Origin of the sequence: Leisingera sp. M658 (assembly GCF_025144145.1) — a bacterium.
Classification (GTDB): Bacteria; Pseudomonadota; Alphaproteobacteria; order Rhodobacterales; family Rhodobacteraceae; genus Leisingera.
Genome location: NZ_CP083546.1, coordinates 3,215,945 through 3,235,952, shown reverse-complemented (window position 1 = coordinate 3,235,952; position 20,008 = coordinate 3,215,945). Strand labels below are relative to the sequence as shown.

The following is a 20,008-nucleotide window of genomic DNA, read 5'->3' as shown; positions in this document are numbered from 1 at the left end:
AGTCAGCGCAGGCTGCAATGCAGGGGCGATTAATTATCAAAAATTAGAAAACTTTATTGAATGAATTGGGAATATTGATCCGGTGATTGCCAGCCTGCGGCTGTGGCGGGATCATTGGAGCAAGATTTACCTCAGGAGGTCACAATAATGGCAGAGCAGCGAGCCAAACGGGGCGGGCGCCGGGAGCGTTTGGCGCTGAGGGCGGCAAAGCCTGCCGTGGATCCCTGTCCGCCGGGCCAGATCGGCGGAGCCTATAAGCCGCTGACGCCTGAGGAACTGGAACGGGTTTACTCCACAGCACTGGAATTGCTGGCCAAGCTTGGCATGGGGGAAGTTCCGCCCCGGCTGCACGCCGATCTGCTGGCGGCAGGGGCGCAGGACAACGGTGCCGGGCGGGTATTGTTCCCGCCGCAACTGGTGGAACAGGCGATTGACCAGGCTGCCAAAACCTTTGTTCTGCACGGGCGCGATGACAGCCGTTCAATCACAGTGGGCGGCAATGCGGTGCATTTCGGCACCGGCGGCGCGGCAGTACAGACGCTGGATATGGAAAGCGGGGTGTACCGGCCTTCGACCCTGGCTGACCTGCATGACTTTACCCGGCTGCAGGACACGCTGGCCAATGTCAGCTGGTTCACCCGCTGCTGCGTGGCGACAGATGTGCCGGACACCTACGATCTGGACGTGAACACGGTCTATGCGCTGCTGAAGAACACCACCAAACCGGTGGCGACGTCGTTTACGCTGGCAGAGCATGTGGCACCGATTGTGAAGATGCTGGATATCGCTGCAGGCGGTCCGGGGGAGTTCTCCAAACGCCCCTTCGTCAAGGCGCATATCAGCCCGGTCATCTCTCCTATGCGTTATGGCGAGGATGCGGTGGACGTTGTCTATGAATGCATCAGGCACAACATTCCAATTTCCTGCATAACTGCGGCCCAGGCGGGGGCAACGGCGCCTGCTACATTGGCGGGATTTCTCGCGCAGTCGCTGGCCGAGACCCTGGCCAGCCTGGTAATGGTCCACGCGATCCAGCCGGGTTTCCCGATGGTGTTCTCCAACTGGCCTTTGGTGATTGACCTGCGCACAGGCGCGTTCTCTGGCGGCAGCGGCGAGACAGCGGTGCTGAATGCGGCCTCGGCGCAGCTGTCGAACTGGCTGGGGCTGCCCTCGGGCGTGGCTTGCTCAATGACCGACGCCAAAGCGATTGACGCGCAATACGGGGCTGAAAAGGGGCTGACATCGCTGGCGGCAGCGCTGGCCGGGGGCAATCTGATCTATGAAAGCTCGGGCATGACGGCGTCGCTTCTGGGGGTAAGTTTTGAAGGTTTCGTGCTGGATGACGAGATGCATTCCCACACCTACCGTGCCCTGCGCGGGATTGAGGTGAGCGAGGAAAACCTTGGGTTCGAGGCGATCTGCGCGGCGGTGCTGGGCGAGGGGCATTTCCTGGGCGGTCAGCATACTTTGGCGGCGATGGAGCGGGATTATTTCTACCCGGTGATAGCGGACCGGGACGAGCCGCGCACCTGGGCGGAAAAGGGCGGGTTGGATGCCTGGACACAGGCACGGTTGCGGGCGCAGGAAATTCTGCGGACCCATCAGCCCGTGTATCTGACTTCAGAGCAGGACCGGGAGATCCGGGCGCGGTTCAAGATCTATTAAGAGGCCGGGCGGTCAAGAGATCAGGGTGAAACTGTCCGCAAGCCAGGGCGCGCTTTGCTGGAACGGTTTTATCGCGTGGTCGGCAATCAGCGTGCGCATCCGGTTGTCGACCAGATCAAGGATCGAGCGCGAGCAATCCGGCGTCGAAACGATGGCCAAAGTGCGCGAGAAGCTTTTGCCCGGAAAAGCGACCATGCTCAGCTTGGGCTGGAACAGCTTGGCGCGGGAAAACAGCAACGGCGTGGTGATCGTCCAGCCGGCACCCGCTGCCACCATGGCCATCAGTGTCTGATTGCTGGCGCATTCGAACCGGTGCGGCAGCGACAGGCCCAGCCGCCGCAACTGTGTTTCGATCTGGCGGGAAATGATCTGGTTGCTGGCAAAGCGCAGGAAGGGCAGCGTGCTGCGGCCTTCGATAACCTCCTGCAGCATGGGTTCGTCTGATTTGGGCAGCACCGCAACAAAGGGATCGCGCAGCAGCGGCCTGTCTTGAAGATCGCGCAATCGCTCAGACGGGGTGGTGGTGATGCCCAGATCCAGCTGCCGGTCGCGCAGCATGGCCAGGATCGCATGGCTGGAATCGGTCTGATACATGAAATCGCAGCGCGGCATGCTGGTCGACAGGTATACGGCCAGTTCAGGGATGATGTCGCTGTCAAAATCCTCGATCGTGCCAAGCCGAAGATAGCTGGCCTCGGAAATGTTTCCGGCCGAAGCCTCGGCCTTGGCCTTGCGGATCGTGTGCAGCGCATCGCCGATGCTGCGCAGGAAAACCTGGCCTTTGGGTGTCAGAACCATGGGGCGGCGGCTGTGGTTGAACAGCTCCACACCCAGATGATCCTCAAGATTGCGCAGATGGTGCGAGATGGTGCTGACCGACAGGCCGGTCTCCTCGGAGACTTCCTGCAAAGACCCTTTGCGGGCCGTGATCTGGAACAGTTCCAGCCCTTTCAGGCTCAGATCTTTGCGGGTGGAGTGGCTGGGCATCGAATATGTCTCCCACAATTCCGCGGCTGCGTCATGAGGCGTTTTTCAGATTTCCGCCAATTCTTGCCAATAAGCTGGACACCATAGCCGGGCCGGAGCGGTTGGGCCGTTACGCTGGCAATCCGCTCCTTGCGCAGCTGCTTCGTGCGCCCGCGCGGAAAATGCCGCTGCCTTGTAAAGGGTTTATGAACATTGACGCCTCGCGCCGACGGGCGCACACTGCAGCCACAGCGATGGTTTTTCAGCCGATGCATTGTCGTGGAGGATATTTAACTGCACCGAAACTGGCGTTATGCAAAGCCGGATTGCGAAAGTTCTGGCCTTATCAGTTTTGGAAACTGTCACTGTAGGCGGGGCGCATGACTCCGCAAGGTTTCACGGTTGAAACAATAAGAACAACAAACAACAGTCCAAAGGGAGATAACTGGATATGACAGCAAAGACTTCAATCAGCCGCCGCACGGTGCTCAAAAGCGCAGGTGCTGCGGCACTGGCAGCGCCGCTTTACTCAAAAAGCGCGCTGGCGTCTTCCGGCGAAGTGAACATTCTGATGTGGTCGGACTATCTGCCGCCGGAGTTCATTTCGGGTTTCGAGGCCAAGACCGGCATCAAGGTGAATTACACCGGTATCGGTTCCAACGAAGAAATCATCAACAAGATGAAGGCCACCAAAGGCCAAGGCTTTGACATCGTTTCACCGACCAACAACCGCTCGCTGCAGTGGGGGCCGCTGGAACTGCTGAAGCCGTTCGACATGAACAAAGTCAACATTGACGCGGTGAACCCGGCGATGGCCAAGATCGGCACCGACGCCTGGAACTTTGGCGGTTCGGGCGTGCATTGGCTGCCGCATATCTGGGGCACCGAGGGCATTGCATACCGCACTGACAAATGGCTGCCGGCGGGTGACGCGCCGTCTTATGGCGACGTCTGGTCGGAAGAAAATGCCGGCAAGACCATGGGCCGGGCGCATTCGATGATGCTGGGCGCGGGTCTTTACATGGAAGCCTCGGGCGAGATGGAGCCGGGTTCAATCTGGGCGGCCTATGACGACGAGGAAACCATGCGCAAGGTCTGGGGCCAGGTCACCGACTGGTGCGTGGCGCGCAAGAACCGGATCAAACTGATCTGGAACGATGCGGACACCCAGAAGAACGGCCTGTTGAACGAGGGCGTTGTGGTCGGTCAGACTTGGGACGGCCCGCCGCTGGCGCTTAAGTCCGCTGGCGAACCTGTGCACTATCAGGCACCGGTCGAAGGCTCGATGGCTTGGGTTGACGGCATCTCGATGCCGGTTGGCGCCAAGAACGAAGAGCAGGTTTATGCCTTTGTCTCTTACGCTTACGAGCAAGAGCCGGCAGGCAAGGCAATCGACAGCCATGGCTACAACTCGCCGGTTCTGGGCGCCGACAGCCACTCGGGCGATGTCTACAAGAAGAACTTTGCCGAAGCCTATCCGGGCAACTCGCTGGCCAATCTGAACCCATGGCCGGCCGAGGCGCCGTGGTATGCGGATGTGCGGACCGAGTTCGTCAACAAGTTCAAAAGCGCCTAAGCGAAGCGCCTGATCATGCGGGCCTCCGGGAGATCTATCCCGGGGGCCGGTTTCGTGCCGCTGGCAGCCAGCCGGAACGGCGCAATCAACAATAATACAAGGGAAGCAGGTCTTGCGGGGCCGGTGGAGCGCCACCGGAATGGGGATCTGCACCCTGGGGAGAAGCCAAATGAGTGCTGGGGTCGGCGTTGATCTCGAGAATCTTTGGATCCGTTTCGGTGACTTTGTTGCCGTGCGCGATGCCAATGTGAACATCAATGGAGGGGATTTCTTCTCCTTCCTGGGGCCCTCGGGCTGCGGCAAAACCACCATCCTGCGGGCGGTCTCAGGCTTTCTTGAGCCAAGCGATGGCCGGGTGCTGATTGGCGGCAATAACATGAAGGGGATCGGGCCGAACAAGCGCCCGACTGCGCTGATCTTTCAGAACCTGGCGCTGTTCCCGCTGATGAAGGTCTGGGAAAACATCACGTTTTCCATGGAGATCAAGGGCGCCTCGGCCAGGGAACGGCGCAAGCGCGCGGATGAGCTGTTGGATATGATCGCGCTGCCGGGCCAGGGCGACAAACTGCCCTCCGAATTGTCTGGCGGCCAGCGTCAGCGGGTGGCGATTGCGCGCGCCTTGTGCGCCGAACCGGATGTGCTGCTGCTTGATGAACCGCTGTCGGCGCTTGACCTCAAGTTGCGCCAGCACATGCGCACCGAGCTGCGCGAGATTCAGCAACGGGTCGGCATCACCTTTATCTACATCACCCACGACCAGGGCGAGGCGCTGACCATGTCCGACAATATCGCGGTTATGAAGGCGGGGGTGATTGACCAGATCGGTGATGGCAAAACCATCTATAACGATCCGGCCACCGCCTTTGCGGCGTCTTTCGTGGGCGAAAACAACGTCTTCCGCGGCAAGGTGAAGCGGGTGATGGGCGACGAGGCCCTGATCGCCACCAACCGGTCAGGCGATCTGGTGGCGCGGGTTTCCACCGCCAACCAGGGCCGCATGAAAGAAGGCGACGAGGCGATGATGTTCATCCGTCCCGAGGCCTTTGCGCTGGCGCCCGAGGGCGCGGCGGGCGACCATTTCGTGACTGCGCGCGTCAACCACGAGGAGTTTGAGGGCAATAGCTTCAACATCTTCATGGAAGGCGACGGCGGTAAGGAGCTGAAGGTCTCGATCCCCAATCTGGGCCAGTCTTTTGATGACCACACCGGCCAGAATATCACCCTGGAATACGAGACGAAAAACGCCGTCTGTGTTCCGGCTGGTGAGCTGGCCGCAGAATGAGGAGGCCCACGCTATGCCAAGCTTCCTGAGGGAGTTCTTTAAACGCAACGGTGTCGGCATGGGCAGCCTGATGCTGGGCCTGGTCCTGTTCTGGACCATCGGCCTGATCATCCTGCCGCAGCTGTCGATGCTCGACTTTTCCTTCCGTCCCAACCTGCCGCCGCCAGAGATCGGCGGCCCCAAGGACGTCTATACGGTTGAGAACTACAAATATCTGGTGTTCGGACCGGAGGGCGGCAGCCAAAGCTACAACGCCGTCGACCTCAATGTGTTTTTCCGTACCCTGGTGGCAGCGGTCTGCGTCACCATCTTCAACCTGATCCTGTGCTACCCGATCGCCTATTATCTGGCCCAGACCAAAGGCAATCACATCCGCATCTTCGCGCTGATGCTGATCATCCCCTACTGGATCAACGAGATCCTGCGGGCCTTTGCGCTGCGCATCATCTTCGGCGAGACCGGGGTCCTCAACAACTTTTTGGTGGGGCTGGGGGTTTTCGACACTCCGTTTGACTTTATCCGCAATGACATCGCGCTTTATGCGGGTCTGGGCTATGCCTACATCCTCTTGATGATCTTCCCGATCTACAACGTGATCGAAAGCCTCGACCGCAACCAGATCGAGGCGGCGCGGGACATGGGCGCCAGCTGGGCCAAGATTCATCAGCGGGTGGTCATTCCTTACGCCAAGCCGGGCATTTCCTCGGGCTGCACCATGGTATTCATGCTGTCCGCCGGTGCTTTGGCGGCGCCGCAGATCCTTGGCGGACCGTCTTCCCTGTGGTTCACCCAGCTGATCTATCAGCAGTTCAACGACAACTCCGACTGGCCGCAGGGCGCCGCTTATGCGGTGGTGCTGCTGGTCACCTGTATCCTGCTTGTTTTGGCGATCATGCGCCTGTTCAAGGTGAACATGGGGGATATCGGCAAATGAAGAACTTCTCCTTTATGCGCGTAAGCCTTTGGGTCTATCTGGCGATCTTTTTTGCCTATCTGCTTGGCCCGCTGGTGATCATGTCGGCGACCGCATTCAACTCGCCTTCGTTCCCGCGGATGACCCCTTGGGAATGCCTGACGTTCGAGTGGTTCTCGGCTCTGTTCCAGGACGAGCGGATCCTGAACGGGATCTGGAACTCGGTCCTGGTGGGGGCGGGCACGATTGTGCTGTCGGTGTCGATGGGGCTGGCAGGGGCGCTGATGCTGACCCAGATCTGGCCGAAACTGCGCGCGACCTATTACACCATCATCATCGCGCCGATCCTGATCCCCGGCGTGGTCATTGGCATCTCGACCCTGGTGTTCTGGGACCGGATCAACCGGATGCTGGGACTGGGCGCGGACAGCTGGCTGTCGAACGGTCTGTTCCTGACCATCATCGGCCAGTCCACCTTTATCGCCAGTTACTGCATGCTGGTCTTGGTGGCGCGCCTGCAGCGTTATGATATCGCGCTGACCGAGGCAGCACTGGATCTGGGCGCCACCCATGCCCAGGCTTTCCGCAAGGTGCTGCTGCCGTTCATGCGGCCTGCCATCGCTTCGGCCGCGGTGCTGGCGTTCCTGGCCAGTTTCGAGAACTACAACACCACCACCTTCACCTTCGGCGAATACCCGACGCTGACCATCGAGCTGGCGCAGAAAGTGCGCTATGGCATCACCCCGGCGATCTCGGCGCTGGCCTTTATCATCGTGGTGCTGACGGTGATTGCGGCGCTGTTCAACGAGGCCGGCATCCGCCGCCGCGAACTGGTGGCGGCTGCGCGCAAACAGGCCACGGTCGAGGAACTGGAAAGCGGCAAGCTGCGGCTGCCGGGTTTCCTCAGCTCCAATGTTGCAGCGGTGGGGCTGGTGATAGTGGCCTGCGCGACGGTGGCGGTGGTCGGCACCGCGACGGTCTACAGTCCGGCGCAATGTATCGCGAACGTTCAGGAGCAGAAGCAGCTGGAAGCCCAGGAACGCATCCAGGAGCTGCGCCGCCAGCGGGATCTGCGCCGTCAGCAGCAGCAAGAGCAGCAGGGCGAAGCCCCTGCACAAACTGCGCCTTCAGGTGGCAACAACTCCGGCTTTGGCGGCGTCTTTGCGCCGGGCAGCCTATCGGGGGATGAAGAGGATGGCGCGGAGGCAGAGCAGGAGCCGCAGGGCAACAGCTCCGGTTTCGGCAATGTTTTTGACCCCGGTGCCCTCTCCAACGACGGCGAGGAAAGCGGATCAGATAACTGAACCGGCTCCAAACAAACAAAAGGCGGCCTTGGGGCCGCCTTTTTTCATGAATGACCCAGTTTGTCTTCAGGCGGCGGAACCTGCCGGGTGGCTGTCTGCGTAGTATTGTTTGCGGAAGGCCTGCGGGCTGGTCTTGTATTCCCGCTTGAACCATTCGGTGAGGTTGCTGCGCGAGCCAAATCCGGTGGCGGCGACAATCTCGGCCAGCGGCAGGGTGGTGTGCAGCAGCAGCTGGCGGGCCTTCTCAATCCGCAGCTTGCGATAGGCAGCCAGCGGGCTGGTGCGGGTCTTTTGCTGAAAACGGCGCTCCAGCTTGCGCGGAGAGACGCCGGCCTGCTGGGCTATATCGCGGATCAAAAGCGGCTCTTCCAGGTTCTGTTGCATCAGGTCAAGGATCTTGACAATCAGCGCGTCGCCGCCGGCGGTCTGGCGCAGTTGCAGCGATATTTTTGACTGTTCCGATGCCGGGCCAAAGGCCAGGCCGAGGTAATCACAGACCGCATCGGCGATGAACGGTCCGCGGTCGGCGCGCAGGAAACCGGCCAGCAGGCGCAGGGCGGCAAAACTGCTGACGGCAGTGTTGATGCGTCCGGCGGCAGTTGTCAGCGTGCCTGCCGGGGCGCAGGTCAGCTGCTCTTCCTCTGCGGCGGCAGCGAAATTCGAATGCACGGCAGTCTCGAATGCCGCCTGCAGACCGGACTCGGCCAGCAGAAAGATGGCACTGCCGGCAAACAGGCAGCGTTGGGCCTGGCGGCAGATCCGCTGCAGGCTGGCCTTTTCACCTGAGTTCAGCGGCCAGCGGCTGGAGATACCACCGAGGAAGATGACCGTCTGCGGTTTCCACCCCGCGGGCACGGCGCGCATTTGCGAGCTGAGGTTGCGCACGGCTGTTCGGTATCCGCTGTCGGGAAACAGATCATTGGCGGCGCGGAAAACTTCGCAAATCATTTGCGCCGCGGCAGGGGGTTCTGACTGCGGCAGGATGATTTCGACGTCGTGGAAGCGGGCGTGTGCCGCGCTGTCAGCAGAGCGCTGGAAAGCTGGCACGGTCAGCGGTTCGAGACGGAACATCATTCTCTCCTCTGAGCGGGTCATGCGGGGGTGCCCTGCCGGGCGGGGCCGGCAGGGCACGGAGCCTGAAAAGATCAGGCTTCGTTTTCTTCGTAGTCCGACATCGGCGGGCAGGTGCAGATCAGGTGGCGGTCGCCATAGGCGTTGTCCACCCGGTTCACAGCCGGCCAGTATTTGTCGACACCAAGGTTGCCCGGAGGGAAACAGGCCTGTTCGCGGCTGTAGGGACGGTCCCATTCACCCACCAGATCGCGCACCGTGTGCGGCGCGTGCTTCAGCGGGTTGTTTTCGGGATCGATCTTGCCGTCGATGATGTCCTGCGCCTCCGAGCGGATCGACAGCATGGCCTCGCAGAAGCGGTCTAGCTCGTCCTTGGGCTCGGATTCAGTCGGCTCTACCATCAGCGTGCCCGCCACCGGCCAGGACATGGTCGGGGCGTGGAAGCCCGAGTCGACCAGACGCTTGGCGATATCGTCCACGGTGACGTGGCCTTCCTCATCCAGCGGGCGGGTGTCCAGGATGCACTCATGCGCCACACGGCCCGTTTCCGAGGTGTAGAGGATCTTATATGCATCCTTGAGGCGCGCTGCGATGTAGTTGGCGTTCAGGATCGCAACCTTGGTCGCCTGGGTCAGGCCCGAACCGCCCATCAGCAGGCAATAGGCCCAGCTGACCGGCAGGATCGAGGGCGAACCGAACGGAGCCGCCGAAACCGGCCCTACGGCAGTGCCGTATTCCGGGTGGCCTGGCAGGTGCTCGGTCAGGTGCGCCTTGACGCCGATCGGACCCATGCCGGGGCCGCCGCCGCCGTGCGGAATGCAGAAGGTCTTGTGCAGGTTCAGGTGCGAAACGTCGCCGCCGATTTTGCCCGGCTGGGCCAGGCCCACCATGGCGTTCATGTTGGCGCCGTCGATATAGACCTGGCCGCCGTGATCATGGGTGATCTGGCAGACCTCCTGCACGGTTTCCTCGAACACACCGTGGGTCGACGGGTAGGTGATCATGCAAGCCGCGAGATTGTCGCTGTGCTGCTCGGCCTTGGCACGGAAGTCGGCGACATCGATGTTGCCGCTGTCGTCCGCTTTGACCGGGATCACCTTGTAGCCCACCATCTGTGCCGACGCCGGGTTGGTGCCGTGTGCGGAGGTCGGGATCAGGCAGATGTTGCGGTGCGCTTCGCCGCGCGACGCGTGGTAGCTGCGGATGGTCAGAAGACCCGCATATTCGCCCTGCGCACCGGAGTTCGGCTGCTGGGAGATCGCATCATAGCCGGTGATCTGGCACAGTTTGTCGTTCAGATCGTCGATCATCTGATGATAGCCCTGCGCCTGATCTTCGGGGCAGAAGGGGTGCAGGTTGCCGAATTCCGGCCAAGTGACCGGGATCATCTCGATGGTCGCATTGAGCTTCATGGTGCAAGAACCCAGCGGGATCATCGCACGGTCCAGCGCCAGGTCGCGGTCGGCCAGACGGCGCATGTAGCGGGTGATTTCTGCTTCGGCCCGGTTCTTGTGGAAGATCGGGTGAGTCAGATACTCGCTTTCGCGCAGCGCATAATCGGGCAGGCGGTAGGCGCGGTTTGCGACGCTATCGTCTTTCTTGTCGATGCCAAAGGCTGCCCAGACGGCTTCGATGGTCCCGGCGCGGGTCTGTTCGTCCAGCGAAATGCCGATGCGGTCTTCACCCACTTTGCGCAGGTTCACGCCGCGGGCGACAGCCGCTTCCATGACGGTTTTCTGCAGCGGGCCAACGTCGACGGTGATGGTATCGAAGAAGACTTCCGGTTCCACCTTGAAACCGTTCTCCTCCAGGCCGGCGGCCAGGCGCGAGGTCTTGCGGTGCACCGACTGGGCAATCGCCTTGATGCCGTCGGGACCGTGATAGACTGCATACATCGACGCGATGACGGCCAGCAGCGCCTGTGCGGTACAGACGTTGGAGTTGGCTTTTTCGCGGCGGATGTGCTGTTCGCGGGTTTGCAGCGCCAGGCGGTAGGCCTTGTTGCCGCGGGCGTCGACGGACACACCAATAATGCGGCCGGGCATGGCGCGCTTCAGCTTGTCGGTGGTCGCCATATAGGCCGCGTGCGGGCCGCCGTAGCCCATCGGAACGCCAAAACGCTGGGTCGAGCCGATGGCGATATCCGCACCCATTTCACCGGGCGATTTCAGCAGCGCCAGCGACAGAATGTCGGCGGCGACAACGGCGATGCCCTTGTGCTCGTGGATGGCTTCGATTTCCGATGTGAAATCGCGCACATGGCCGTAGGTGCCGGGATACTGGAAGATGGCGCCAAAGACTGCGCCGGGATCCAGATCATCGGGGTCAGCAACCACCACGTCGATGCCCAGAGGCTCGGCGCGGGTTTGGATCACGGCGACGGTCTGCGGGTGGCAGTTCTTGTCGACGAAGAAGGCGGCGTTGTTGGCCTTGGAGCGCGAACCGCGGTGTGCCATCGACATGGCTTCGGCGGCGGCGGTGGCTTCGTCCAGCAGCGAGGCGTTGGCGATGTCCAGGCCGGTCAGGTCGCTGACCATGGTCTGGAAGTTCAAGAGCGCCTCGAGACGGCCCTGGGAGATTTCCGGCTGGTAGGGGGTATAGGCGGTGTACCAGGCCGGGTTTTCCAGGATGTTGCGCAGGATCGGCGCCGGAGTGGTGGTGCCATAATAGCCCTGGCCGATCAGTGTGGTCAGAACCTTGTTTTTAGAGGCGATCTCTTTCATGTGGAAGAGGGCGTCGCGCTCGGTCATTGCCGGGCCCCAGTCCAGCGCCTCTTTCTGGCGGATGGCGGGCGGCACAGTGGCGTCGATCAGCTCGTCCAGGGTTTTGAAGCCGATCACCTGCAGCATGTCGGCCATCTCTTGCGGAGACGGGCCGATGTGGCGCCGGTTGGCGAAGTCATAGGCTTCGTAATCGGTAAGTTTGAAGGCCATTTCATAGGTCCTTGTCTGGGGCAATGGACCCCGCCGGGGGTGCCGGCGGGGAGGGGGTGCTTAACCGATCAGGGCTTTGTAGCCGTCCAGATCCATCAGATCGTCCAGCTGGGACGCATCCGACAGTTTGATCTTGTAAATCCAGGCGTCGCCTTCCGGGCTTTCGTTCAGAGCGCCGGGGTTGTCGGCCAGGGTTTCGTTCACCTCGACCACTTCACCGTCCAGCGGCGCGTAGATTTCGGAGGCTGCTTTCACCGACTCGATCACACCGATTTCGCCGCCTTTTTCGAACTCGTCTCCGGTTTCACGCTGCTCGACAAAGACGACTTCGCCCAGCTGATCGGCGGCGTGCTGGGTGATGCCCAGGGTTGCCACATCGCCTTCAACGGTGATCCATTCATGGTCTTCGGAATAATAGGTGGCCATTTTGACTCTCCTGATGATGTCTTAGCGTTTGTAGTTCTGTGTGACGAAGGGCAGGGCGACGATCTCAGCCGGCTGTGCCTTGCCGCGGATGATGAGGTTCACCTTGGTGCCTGCTGCGCTATGATCTGCCGCAACATAGCCCATGGCAACCGGGCCGCCGACGGTGGGGCCGAAGCTGCCCGAGGTGATGGCACCAAGGGTATCACCGCCTTCGCTCTGGACTTCCACGCCTTGGCGGGCCGGTGCCCGGCCTTCGGGCTTGATGCCGACCAGCTTTTTGGCCGTGCCTTCGGCCAGTTCTTTCTGGATGCGGGCCGCACCGGGAAAGCCGCCTTCTTCGCGGCGGCGCTTTTGGATGGCCCAGTTCAGCGAGGCCTCGATCGGGGAGGTGGACTGGTCGATGTCGTTGCCATAAAGGCAAAGGCCGGCCTCAAGGCGCAGGCTGTCGCGGGCGCCCAGGCCTGCAGGTTCGCAGTCGTCGTGGGCCAGGAACAGTTTGGACACACGGATGGCGTCTGCTTCGGGGATCGAAATCTCGTAGCCGTCTTCACCGGTGTAGCCGAGGCGCGAGATGCGGCATTCGACGCCGCCGATATCGGCGATGGCGGTTTCCATGAACTTCAGATCGCGGGCAGCGGGGCACAGTTCGCCCACCACGTCCTCGGCCTTGGGGCCTTGGACGGCAACTAGCGCGCGGTCGAAGATCTCTGTTACCTCAATGCCGTCCAGGTTGGCCTGCATATGCGGGATGTCCTGGTGGCGCAGGGCGGCGTTCACCACGACAAAGTAGTGGTCACCGGCATTGGAGACGATCAGGTCGTCCATGATGCCGCCATCATCATTGGTGAAGAAGCCGTAGCGCGCTTTGCCCTCTTTCAAAGTGGCAAAAGCCTGCGGGCAGAGCGTTTCCAGCTTCTCGCCCACATTGTCGCCGCGCAGGATCACCTGACCCATGTGGGAGACATCAAACAGCGCGGCCTTCTCGCGGCACTGTTTGTGCTCACCCATGATGCCCATGGGGTACTGAACCGGCATTTCCCAGCCGGCGAAATCGACGATCTTGCCGCCAAGCTCGACGTGCAGGTCATAAAGCGGGGTGCGTTTGGGTGCATCGGTCATAGTCTTGAGCCTTTCAAGCGGGATCAGTCGCGGACAACCATAACGGTGCAATGCGCGTTGCGCACCACACGAGCCAGGTTCGGGCCGATTTCATAGTTCGGGAAGTCGCCCTTGGCCGAGGCCATGACGATCATGTCAAAGCCTTCTTTGTGGGCAAGCTTGAGAATTTCACGGTAAACGCTGCCTTCTTCGATATGCACCGGCACATCGGAAGCGCTGGCGTTGTCTAGGATCGCCTGCACGGCCTTGCGCACATGGTCCTTGGCGCCTGCGCCATAGTTGGCGGGCAGGTTGGGCAGTTGGATGATTTCGGGGATGACCGAAACAGCGTGCAGCTCCGCGCCGTAGAACTTGGCCTGCTCCAGAGCAAGCGGAAGCGCCTTTTTCCAGGACCGGTCATCGTTGTGATCAAGTGTCAGCAGGATTTTCGTGGCCATCTGTCATCACCTCAGGTGGTAAAATGAGTGCAAGGGGCTGGGGGGCCGCTACAGCCCCCCAAGGAGGTCGGTTACTTGGCGGCTGTGCCAGTGCCTTCGGACGCGCCGCCCGAGGCAAAGAACGCTTTCGTCAGTTTGAAGACGATCGGGCTCAGCAGGGCCAGGGCGATCAGGTTCGGAATGGCCATCATGGCGTTCAGCGTATCCGCCAGCAGCCAGACAAAACCGAGGTCCGCAGTTGCGCCAAAGTAAATCGCAACAATCCACAGCACGCGGTAGGGCATCAGTGCTTTGGCGCCAAAGAAGAAGCCCACGCATTTCTCGCCGTAAAAAGACCAGCCGAGGATGGTGGTGAAGGCAAAGATCGACAGGGCAACTGCGATCAATGCTCCGCCAATTCCGGGCAGGGAGGTCTCAAAGGCCAGCGAGGTCAGCGCCGCACCGGATTCACCGGATGTCCAGGCACCGGATGCGATGATCGCCAGACCGGTGATCGAGCAAACGATGATGGTGTCGATGAAGGTGCCGAGCATGGCAACCAGACCCTGGTTCACTGGGCCGGCAGTCGAGGCTGCAGCATGCGCAATCGGGGCAGAGCCCAGACCGGCTTCGTTCGAGAACACGCCGCGGGCCACACCAAAGCGGATCGCCGCCCAAACCGCCGCACCAGCAAAACCGCCTTCGGCAGCAGAGGGGGTGAAGGCATGGGTGAAGACCAGGCTCAGCGCGTCGCCGATAGCGCCTGCATTGATCAGCAGAACCAGCAGGCCGGCGATGATGTAGCTGACGGCCATGAAAGGCACCAGTTTACCAGCCACAGCACCGATACGGGTGATGCCGCCCAGGATCACGGCTGCGGTCAGAACCATCAGGATCACGCCGGTCACCGAGGTGTTCACGCCAAAGTTCGAGTCCAGAACCTGTGCCACGCCATTGGCCTGCACACCGTTGCCGATGCCGAAGGCTGCGATGGCGCCAAACAGCGCAAACGCACCGCCAAGCCAGGCCCATTTTGCGCCAAGGCCGTTCTTGATGTAGTACATCGGGCCGCCGACGTAGTTGCCCAGCTCGTCCTGCTCACGGTATTTCACCGCCAGAACAGCTTCGGCGTATTTGGTGGCCATGCCGACCAGAGCGGTCATCCACATCCAGAACAAAGCACCGGGACCGCCCAGGAAAACGGCGGTCGCAACACCGGCAATGTTGCCGGTGCCGATTGTGGCCGACAGCGAAGTCATCAGCGCGTTGAACGGGCTGATCTGGCCTTCACCGCTTGCTTCACGGCCTTTGAACAGCAGGCTGAAGCCCATGCCCAGTTTGAGGATCGGCATGAATTTCAGGCCGACCTGCAGGAAAAAGCCAACGCCCAGAATGAGAACCAGCATAAGCGGCCCCCAAACAATCCCGTTGATCCAGCCTACTGCATTACTTAACGCTTCCATGGGTCTCCTCCCGATAACGTCTTGGTTAAATGCCCTTCGCCAAGGCCATCTGACGGGCCTCTTTCAGGGCGGCAAAGTCTTCATCCGCGTGGAACGAGGAACGGGTCAGCGGCGTGGCCGACACGTGAAGAAAGCCCTTGGACCGGGCAATCTGTTCCAGCTGCGCGAATTCTTCCGGCGACCAGAAGCGGTCGATCGGGTGATGCTTGGGGGTTGGCTGCAGGTACTGGCCCACGGTCAGGAAATCGACCTGTGCCGCACGCAGATCATCCATCACCTGGCGCACATCGTCCAGTGTCTCGCCAAGGCCGACCATGATGCCCGACTTGGTGAACAGCTGCGGGTTGGCGCGTTTGGCGTCGTCCAGCAGCCGCAGCGAGGTATAGTAGCGCGCACCGGGACGGACGCGCGGGTAGAGGCGCGGTACGGTTTCCAGGTTGTGGTTGAACACATCAGGCGCTGCTTCAAAGACCGCATCCGCCGCTTCACCCTTGCCCAGGAAATCCGGTGTCAGGACCTCGATTGTAGTGCCCGGGTTCTGATGGCGGGTAGCACGGATGGTCTGGGCGATATGTTCAGCGCCGCCGTCGGCCAGATCATCCCGGTCAACTGAGGTGATCACCACATGGCGCAGGCCCAGTTTTTTGACGGCCGCCGCCACCCGGCCCGGCTCAAACGCGTCCAGCGTGTCCGGCCTGCCGGTGGTCACATTGCAGAACGAGCAGCCGCGGGTACAGACCTCACCCATGATCATCATGGTGGCGTGGCGCTTGGACCAGCATTCGCCGATATTGGGGCAGGCGGCCTCTTCGCAGACGGTTGCCAGATCATGCTCCCGCATCAGCTTGCGGGTTTCATAGTACTCGGCGCTTTCGATCTTCTTCTTGCGGATCCACTTCGGTTTGCGCGGGATCGCGCTGTCGGCCTTATGGGCCTTTTCCGGGTGGCGGGGTCTTAGCTGGATCGTCATCTGGCATATCCCTCCGGATCAGGCGTGGATGGCGCGGCCAAGTGCATCAAGGCAGGCTTCTTTCACCGCCTCACCCATCGCAGGATGCGCATGGCAAGTCCGTGCAACCTCCTCGATAGTAGCACCTTTTGTCATCGCAAGCACCAATTCGGCAATTAAATCACCACCATGCGCGCCGCAGATATGTGCGCCCAGGATCTTGCCATCGGGCGTGGCCAGCACTTTGACTGCGCCGTCGGTCTCGCCGGTGGAGCGCGCGCGGGAGTTGGCCATGAAGGCAAACTTGCCTGTGATGTAGTTGGTGCCGGCCTCTTTCAAAGCCTCTTCGGTCAGACCGACCGAGGCAACTTCGGGATCGGTGTACACAACGCCGGGGACGGTGTTGTAATCCACATGGCCGTGCTCGCCCGCGATGATTTCGACGCAGGCAACGCCGTCTTCCTCAGCCTTGTGGGCCAGCATCGGGCCGGGCACGCAGTCGCCGATTGCAAAGATGCCGGGCACTGAGGTCTGGAACGTTTCATCCACCTCGACAAAGCCGCGGGCGTTGATCGAGACACCGAGGTCTTCCAGACCCAGACCGCGGGTCACCGGGCGGCGGCCGATGGCGATCAGCACCTTGTCGGCCTCAACCTGCTCTTCCTTGTCCTTGCCGACACGGTCCAGCGTCAGGGTCAGGCCGTTTTCGCCCTTCTCAATGGTCTTCAGCGCGCGGCCCAGCTGGAATTTCAGCCCGCGCTTGCTCAACGCCCGCTGGGACAGCTTGGCGATCTCGCCGTCGATGCCGGGCAGGATACGGTCGAAGTATTCCACAACTGTCACTTTGGATCCGAGGCGTGACCAGACCTGACCGAGTTCAAGCCCGATCACGCCGGCGCCGATCACCACCAGATGCTCTGGCGCGGCTTCAAGCGCCAGTGCACCAGTGCTGCTCAGCACGTCCACTTCGTCGATGTCCACGCCGGGGAGGGCGGCGGGTTCCGAACCAGTGGCAATCAGGATGTTCTTTGCTGTGTAAGTGTCGCCGCCAACCTGCACCTGGCCGGGGGCGGGGATGCTGGCCCAGCCTTCGATATGGTCGACACCGTTCTTTTTGAACAGGAAGGCGATGCCCTTGGTCAGGTCGCCGACAATCTTGTCCTTGCGCGCCATCAGCGCCCCCAGGTCCAGGCTGGCGCCCTCAACGGCAATGCCATGCGCAGCAAGATGGGACAGTTCGGCATACTTGCCAGAGGAGGTCAGCAGCGCTTTGGAGGGGATGCAGCCAACATTAAGGCAGGTGCCGCCCAGCGACCCGCGGCCTTCGACGCAGGCGACCTTAAGACCCAGTTGTGCAGCACGGATTGCTGCGACATAACCGCCCGGCCCGGCCCCGATCACAATCAGATCATATGCGCTCATGTGGATTCTCCTCCGAAATGCGGTTCAGGACCGGCACGTACGCTTCCGCATACGACGTTTCGTCTCCTATAGGAAACTTTTTCCCTCTTGCAAACAAAAAGTTCCATCACGGAAATTTTGACCCCTGAATACATCAAAGCTAAGCTGTTTGCGGAACAGGAGAATTTACACGAATGGAACCAATTCCCTCAGAAGAAACAGGGCTGGGCCCGGAGGCGCTGGAGGCTCCGGACGGTGAAGTCCTGGGGAAAATGATTCGCGATGCCCGCAAGGAAAAGGGGCTGACGTTGGAGGAAGCAGCGCGCGCTGCGGCCATTGGTCGGTCGACTTTGTCGAAGATCGAGAACAACCAGACCCGCCCCAGTTTCGAGATTATCCGCCGCCTGATGCAGACGCTGGAACTGGAAACGCCGCAGTTGTTTGTACAGTCCGGGCAAAGCGGCGTCACCGGGCGCCGGGATTTCACCCGCACCGGATTGGGTGAGCACAAGGAAACTTCGACCTATGATCACGAACTGCTGTGCAGCGAGCTGACCAGCAAGCGCATGGTGCCGTACATCAGCACCATCAAGGCGCGCGACGTGACGGAGTTCGACAATTGGGTCCGCCACCAGGGTGAAGAGTTTATGTTTGTGCTGAGCGGCGAGCTGATCCTTTACACGGAACACTACCGGCCGCTTCGCATGGGGGCGGGGGACTCAGTCTATTATGACAGCGGTATGGGCCACGGCTGTGTGTCGGTCAGCAAAGAAGACGCCAGGGTGCTGTGGGTGTCGCTGGAAGTGTGACGGCCAAGCCGCCGGAAGTGGTGCAAACCCCTCTGCTGGCAGCTAAGCCGCTTTTCCGGGCGGGCAGGTTCGCATACACCTGTCTGAAAGGAGAGGCATTGCGATGAAACTGGACCCGATTGATACCTCTACAGCAGCTTCGGCTTCGGCTGCAGTGTTTGAGGCGTTGCGCAGTGCGATCATCGATGGCCGGCTGGAAGAGGGCGAACCGCTGCGCCAGGAGGAAATCGCACGCCGCTTCAACACCAGCCGGATCCCGGTGCGGGAGGCAATCTCGCGGCTGGAGGAATACGGGCTGGTCAAGACTCAGCGCTTCAAGGGCGCGGTTGTTGCCGGGCTGTCGGCGGATGAGGCGGCAGAGATCTTTGATTTCCGCGCGCTGCTGGAGCCGGAGATCATCCGTGATGCGGTCCCGCGGATGTCACAGGAACTGCTTGCCAGTGCGCGGTTGCATTGCGAGGCCTTTGCCGGCTGCAAGAACCCGATGGAGTGGGGTGTTCTGAACCGGGAGTTCCACGACGCGCTCTACAGTGCCAGTGCGCTGACCTATTTTCGCGAAGCAGCCCGCAGCGCGATGGACCGGATCGACCGCTACATCCGTGCGCAGCTGGTCATGAGCGACGGAATGGAGCGCGCCGAGCGGGAGCATATTGCGATCCTGTCGGCCTGCGAAGAGGGCGATGCCACTCGTGCTGCAGAACTGACCAAAGCGCATGTTCAAGCGGCCAAAACCTCGTTGCTGGCGCATTTCCCCGTTCTGATCCGGTCCTGACACCTGTTCTCAGACTGCCGTTGCTGGTGATGTCTGGGCAAGCAGCCAGTCGCTGATAGCGCTGGTGACCTTGTCATTCGGGCCTGCTTCCGGCCGGACCAGGTAATAAGCGCGGTTCTCGCTGACGGTTTTATCGAACAACTGCACAAGCACCCCGCTTTGCAGATCAGTGTCGATCAGCGGGATCCACCCCATCACGATACCCTGCCCGGACGCAGCGGCCTGCAGCACCACATTTGTGTCCTCAATGACCGGACCGTGCAACGGGCCGTCCAGCCGGACCCCGGCCTGCATGAACCAGGCGTTCCAGCCCAGGGTGTCACGCTGGTGGATGAGCGGAAAGCGCATCAGGTCGGCAGGTGACTGCGGATGCCCCAGCCGGTCCAGCAGGGCCGGGCTGGCGACTGGTGCCGACAGCACGCTGACCAATGGTTCGGAAATCATGCCGGGAAACCGCCCGTCGCCCCAGGTGATAAAGATATCGGCGTCCACATTCTGCGGCGAGACCATCAGCGGGGTCTGCACCAGCTTCAGTTCTACATCCGGGAATTTTGCACAGAAATCGGCAAAGCGGGGCAGCAGCCAGCGGGTGGCAAAGCTGGGGCCCAAGGCAATGCGGATCGTGGTTTTCTCGGGCCACCGGGCCACTGAGTTCACTGTGGCCTCCAGGATCCTGAACGCCTGTGAGGCGCCATCCGCCAGCCGCGCGCCTTCGTCCGTCAGATGCACCTGGCGGCCATCACGGGTGAAAAGCCGGATGTTCAAATAGGCCTCCAGCCCGCGAATGTGATGGCTGACAGCGGTGGGCGAGACGCCAATCGCCTCAGCCGCCGCGCGGAAGCTGCCGAGACGGGCCGCGGCCTCAAACGCGCGCAGGGCGGGGAGGGAGGGAAGATTGACCATGCTTGAGTTGAATGAGTTTTTCTCATCAGTAGCAAGAGAA

At 61.2% G+C, this 20,008-nt stretch carries 17 protein-coding genes; 7 read left to right on the top strand and 10 right to left on the bottom strand.

The genetic code is table 11. The annotated features are described in order from the left end of the window. Positions 1-147: 147 nt before the first annotated feature. The gene (locus K3724_RS15955; RefSeq protein WP_259987070.1) at positions 148-1,665 is read left to right on the top strand and encodes a trimethylamine methyltransferase family protein; all 1,518 of its coding nucleotides are present in this window, start codon (positions 148-150) and stop codon (positions 1,663-1,665) included. 12 nt (positions 1,666-1,677) lie between these two features. Here the strand turns inward: K3724_RS15955 and K3724_RS15950 are convergent, their stop codons facing one another. Then, positions 1,678-2,652: a LysR family transcriptional regulator gene (locus tag K3724_RS15950; protein WP_259987061.1), complete on the bottom strand. Its 975-nt coding sequence runs from the start codon at positions 2,650-2,652 to the stop codon at positions 1,678-1,680. Positions 2,653-3,082: 430 nt separating this feature from the next. Here K3724_RS15950 and K3724_RS15945 point away from each other — a divergent pair, with 430 nt between their 5' ends. From K3724_RS15945 to K3724_RS15930, 4 genes are all read left to right on the top strand, one after another. Continuing rightward, entirely contained in the window at positions 3,083-4,207 is a 1,125-nt protein-coding gene (locus K3724_RS15945) for an extracellular solute-binding protein (RefSeq protein WP_259987060.1), read from the top strand. Positions 4,208-4,376: 169 nt separating this feature from the next. Further along, positions 4,377-5,489: an ABC transporter ATP-binding protein gene (locus K3724_RS15940; RefSeq protein WP_259987058.1), complete on the top strand. Its 1,113-nt coding sequence runs from the start codon at positions 4,377-4,379 to the stop codon at positions 5,487-5,489. 13 nt (positions 5,490-5,502) lie between these two features. Further along, complete coding sequence (locus tag K3724_RS15935) at positions 5,503-6,423, top strand: ABC transporter permease (protein ID WP_259987056.1); 921 nt, start codon at positions 5,503-5,505, stop codon at positions 6,421-6,423. Beyond that, complete coding sequence (locus K3724_RS15930; protein WP_259987054.1) at positions 6,420-7,706, top strand: ABC transporter permease; 1,287 nt, start codon at positions 6,420-6,422, stop codon at positions 7,704-7,706. Before K3724_RS15935 ends, K3724_RS15930 begins: the two co-directional genes overlap by 4 nt. 66 nt (positions 7,707-7,772) lie before the next feature. On the opposite strand, the gene K3724_RS15925 is transcribed toward K3724_RS15930, so the two are convergent. The 8 genes from K3724_RS15925 to lpdA all read right to left on the bottom strand — a co-directional run bounded on the left by K3724_RS15925 (position 7,773) and on the right by lpdA (position 17,505). Further along, positions 7,773-8,801 (bottom strand): GlxA family transcriptional regulator, encoded by a 1,029-nt coding sequence (locus tag K3724_RS15925; RefSeq protein ID WP_259987053.1) that lies wholly within the window; start codon positions 8,799-8,801, stop codon positions 7,773-7,775. A gap of 50 nt (positions 8,802-8,851) precedes the next feature. Then, on the bottom strand, positions 8,852-11,710 hold the full coding sequence (gcvP, locus tag K3724_RS15920; protein WP_259987051.1) for an aminomethyl-transferring glycine dehydrogenase: 2,859 nt from the start codon (positions 11,708-11,710) through the stop codon (positions 8,852-8,854). A 60-nt stretch (positions 11,711-11,770) separates the two neighbouring features. Continuing rightward, on the bottom strand, positions 11,771-12,136 hold the full coding sequence (gcvH, locus tag K3724_RS15915; protein WP_129371897.1) for a glycine cleavage system protein GcvH: 366 nt from the start codon (positions 12,134-12,136) through the stop codon (positions 11,771-11,773). Positions 12,137-12,157: 21 nt separating this feature from the next. Then, positions 12,158-13,255, bottom strand: a complete 1,098-nt coding sequence (gene gcvT / locus K3724_RS15910; RefSeq protein WP_259987048.1) for a glycine cleavage system aminomethyltransferase GcvT — start codon at positions 13,253-13,255, stop codon at positions 12,158-12,160. A gap of 23 nt (positions 13,256-13,278) precedes the next feature. Beyond that, on the bottom strand, positions 13,279-13,692 hold the full coding sequence (locus K3724_RS15905) for a universal stress protein (protein WP_134830447.1): 414 nt from the start codon (positions 13,690-13,692) through the stop codon (positions 13,279-13,281). 71 nt (positions 13,693-13,763) lie between these two features. Further along, positions 13,764-15,134, bottom strand: a complete 1,371-nt coding sequence (locus K3724_RS15900; protein ID WP_259987042.1) for a sodium:alanine symporter family protein — start codon at positions 15,132-15,134, stop codon at positions 13,764-13,766. 25 nt (positions 15,135-15,159) lie between these two features. Further along, the gene (lipA, locus tag K3724_RS15895) at positions 15,160-16,104 is read right to left on the bottom strand and encodes a lipoyl synthase (protein WP_259987040.1); all 945 of its coding nucleotides are present in this window, start codon (positions 16,102-16,104) and stop codon (positions 15,160-15,162) included. 18 nt (positions 16,105-16,122) lie between these two features. After that, the gene (lpdA, locus tag K3724_RS15890) at positions 16,123-17,505 is read right to left on the bottom strand and encodes a dihydrolipoyl dehydrogenase (protein ID WP_259987029.1); all 1,383 of its coding nucleotides are present in this window, start codon (positions 17,503-17,505) and stop codon (positions 16,123-16,125) included. A 173-nt stretch (positions 17,506-17,678) separates the two neighbouring features. Between lpdA and K3724_RS15885 the strand changes: the two genes are divergently transcribed. Both K3724_RS15885 and K3724_RS15880 read left to right on the top strand, forming a co-directional pair. Continuing rightward, positions 17,679-18,293, top strand: a complete 615-nt coding sequence (locus tag K3724_RS15885; protein ID WP_259987018.1) for a helix-turn-helix domain-containing protein — start codon at positions 17,679-17,681, stop codon at positions 18,291-18,293. A gap of 103 nt (positions 18,294-18,396) precedes the next feature. Further along, on the top strand, positions 18,397-19,065 hold the full coding sequence (locus K3724_RS15880) for a GntR family transcriptional regulator (RefSeq protein WP_259987016.1): 669 nt from the start codon (positions 18,397-18,399) through the stop codon (positions 19,063-19,065). 9 nt (positions 19,066-19,074) lie between these two features. Here the strand turns inward: K3724_RS15880 and K3724_RS15875 are convergent, their stop codons facing one another. Further along, positions 19,075-19,968, bottom strand: a complete 894-nt coding sequence (locus K3724_RS15875) for a LysR substrate-binding domain-containing protein (RefSeq protein WP_259987015.1) — start codon at positions 19,966-19,968, stop codon at positions 19,075-19,077. Between the last annotated feature and the right edge of the window lie 40 nt (positions 19,969-20,008).

Bases quoted from the DNA above. Each gene is read 5' to 3' on its own strand.
- K3724_RS15955 (WP_259987070.1), top strand. From the start codon at position 148: ATGGCAGAGCAGCGAGCCAAACGGGGCGGGCGCCGGGAGCGTTTGGCG.
- K3724_RS15950 (WP_259987061.1), bottom strand. From the start codon at position 2,652: ATGCCCAGCCACTCCACCCGCAAAGATCTGAGCCTGAAAGGGCTGGAA.
- K3724_RS15945 (WP_259987060.1), top strand. From the start codon at position 3,083: ATGACAGCAAAGACTTCAATCAGCCGCCGCACGGTGCTCAAAAGCGCA.
- K3724_RS15940 (WP_259987058.1), top strand. From the start codon at position 4,377: ATGAGTGCTGGGGTCGGCGTTGATCTCGAGAATCTTTGGATCCGTTTC.
- K3724_RS15935 (WP_259987056.1), top strand. From the start codon at position 5,503: ATGCCAAGCTTCCTGAGGGAGTTCTTTAAACGCAACGGTGTCGGCATG.
- K3724_RS15930 (WP_259987054.1), top strand. From the start codon at position 6,420: ATGAAGAACTTCTCCTTTATGCGCGTAAGCCTTTGGGTCTATCTGGCG.
- K3724_RS15925 (WP_259987053.1), bottom strand. From the start codon at position 8,801: ATGACCCGCTCAGAGGAGAGAATGATGTTCCGTCTCGAACCGCTGACC.
- gcvP (WP_259987051.1), bottom strand. From the start codon at position 11,710: ATGGCCTTCAAACTTACCGATTACGAAGCCTATGACTTCGCCAACCGG.
- gcvH (WP_129371897.1), bottom strand. From the start codon at position 12,136: ATGGCCACCTATTATTCCGAAGACCATGAATGGATCACCGTTGAAGGC.
- gcvT (WP_259987048.1), bottom strand. From the start codon at position 13,255: ATGACCGATGCACCCAAACGCACCCCGCTTTATGACCTGCACGTCGAG.
- K3724_RS15905 (WP_134830447.1), bottom strand. From the start codon at position 13,692: ATGGCCACGAAAATCCTGCTGACACTTGATCACAACGATGACCGGTCC.
- K3724_RS15900 (WP_259987042.1), bottom strand. From the start codon at position 15,134: ATGGAAGCGTTAAGTAATGCAGTAGGCTGGATCAACGGGATTGTTTGG.
- lipA (WP_259987040.1), bottom strand. From the start codon at position 16,104: ATGACGATCCAGCTAAGACCCCGCCACCCGGAAAAGGCCCATAAGGCC.
- lpdA (WP_259987029.1), bottom strand. From the start codon at position 17,505: ATGAGCGCATATGATCTGATTGTGATCGGGGCCGGGCCGGGCGGTTAT.
- K3724_RS15885 (WP_259987018.1), top strand. From the start codon at position 17,679: ATGGAACCAATTCCCTCAGAAGAAACAGGGCTGGGCCCGGAGGCGCTG.
- K3724_RS15880 (WP_259987016.1), top strand. From the start codon at position 18,397: ATGAAACTGGACCCGATTGATACCTCTACAGCAGCTTCGGCTTCGGCT.
- K3724_RS15875 (WP_259987015.1), bottom strand. From the start codon at position 19,968: ATGGTCAATCTTCCCTCCCTCCCCGCCCTGCGCGCGTTTGAGGCCGCG.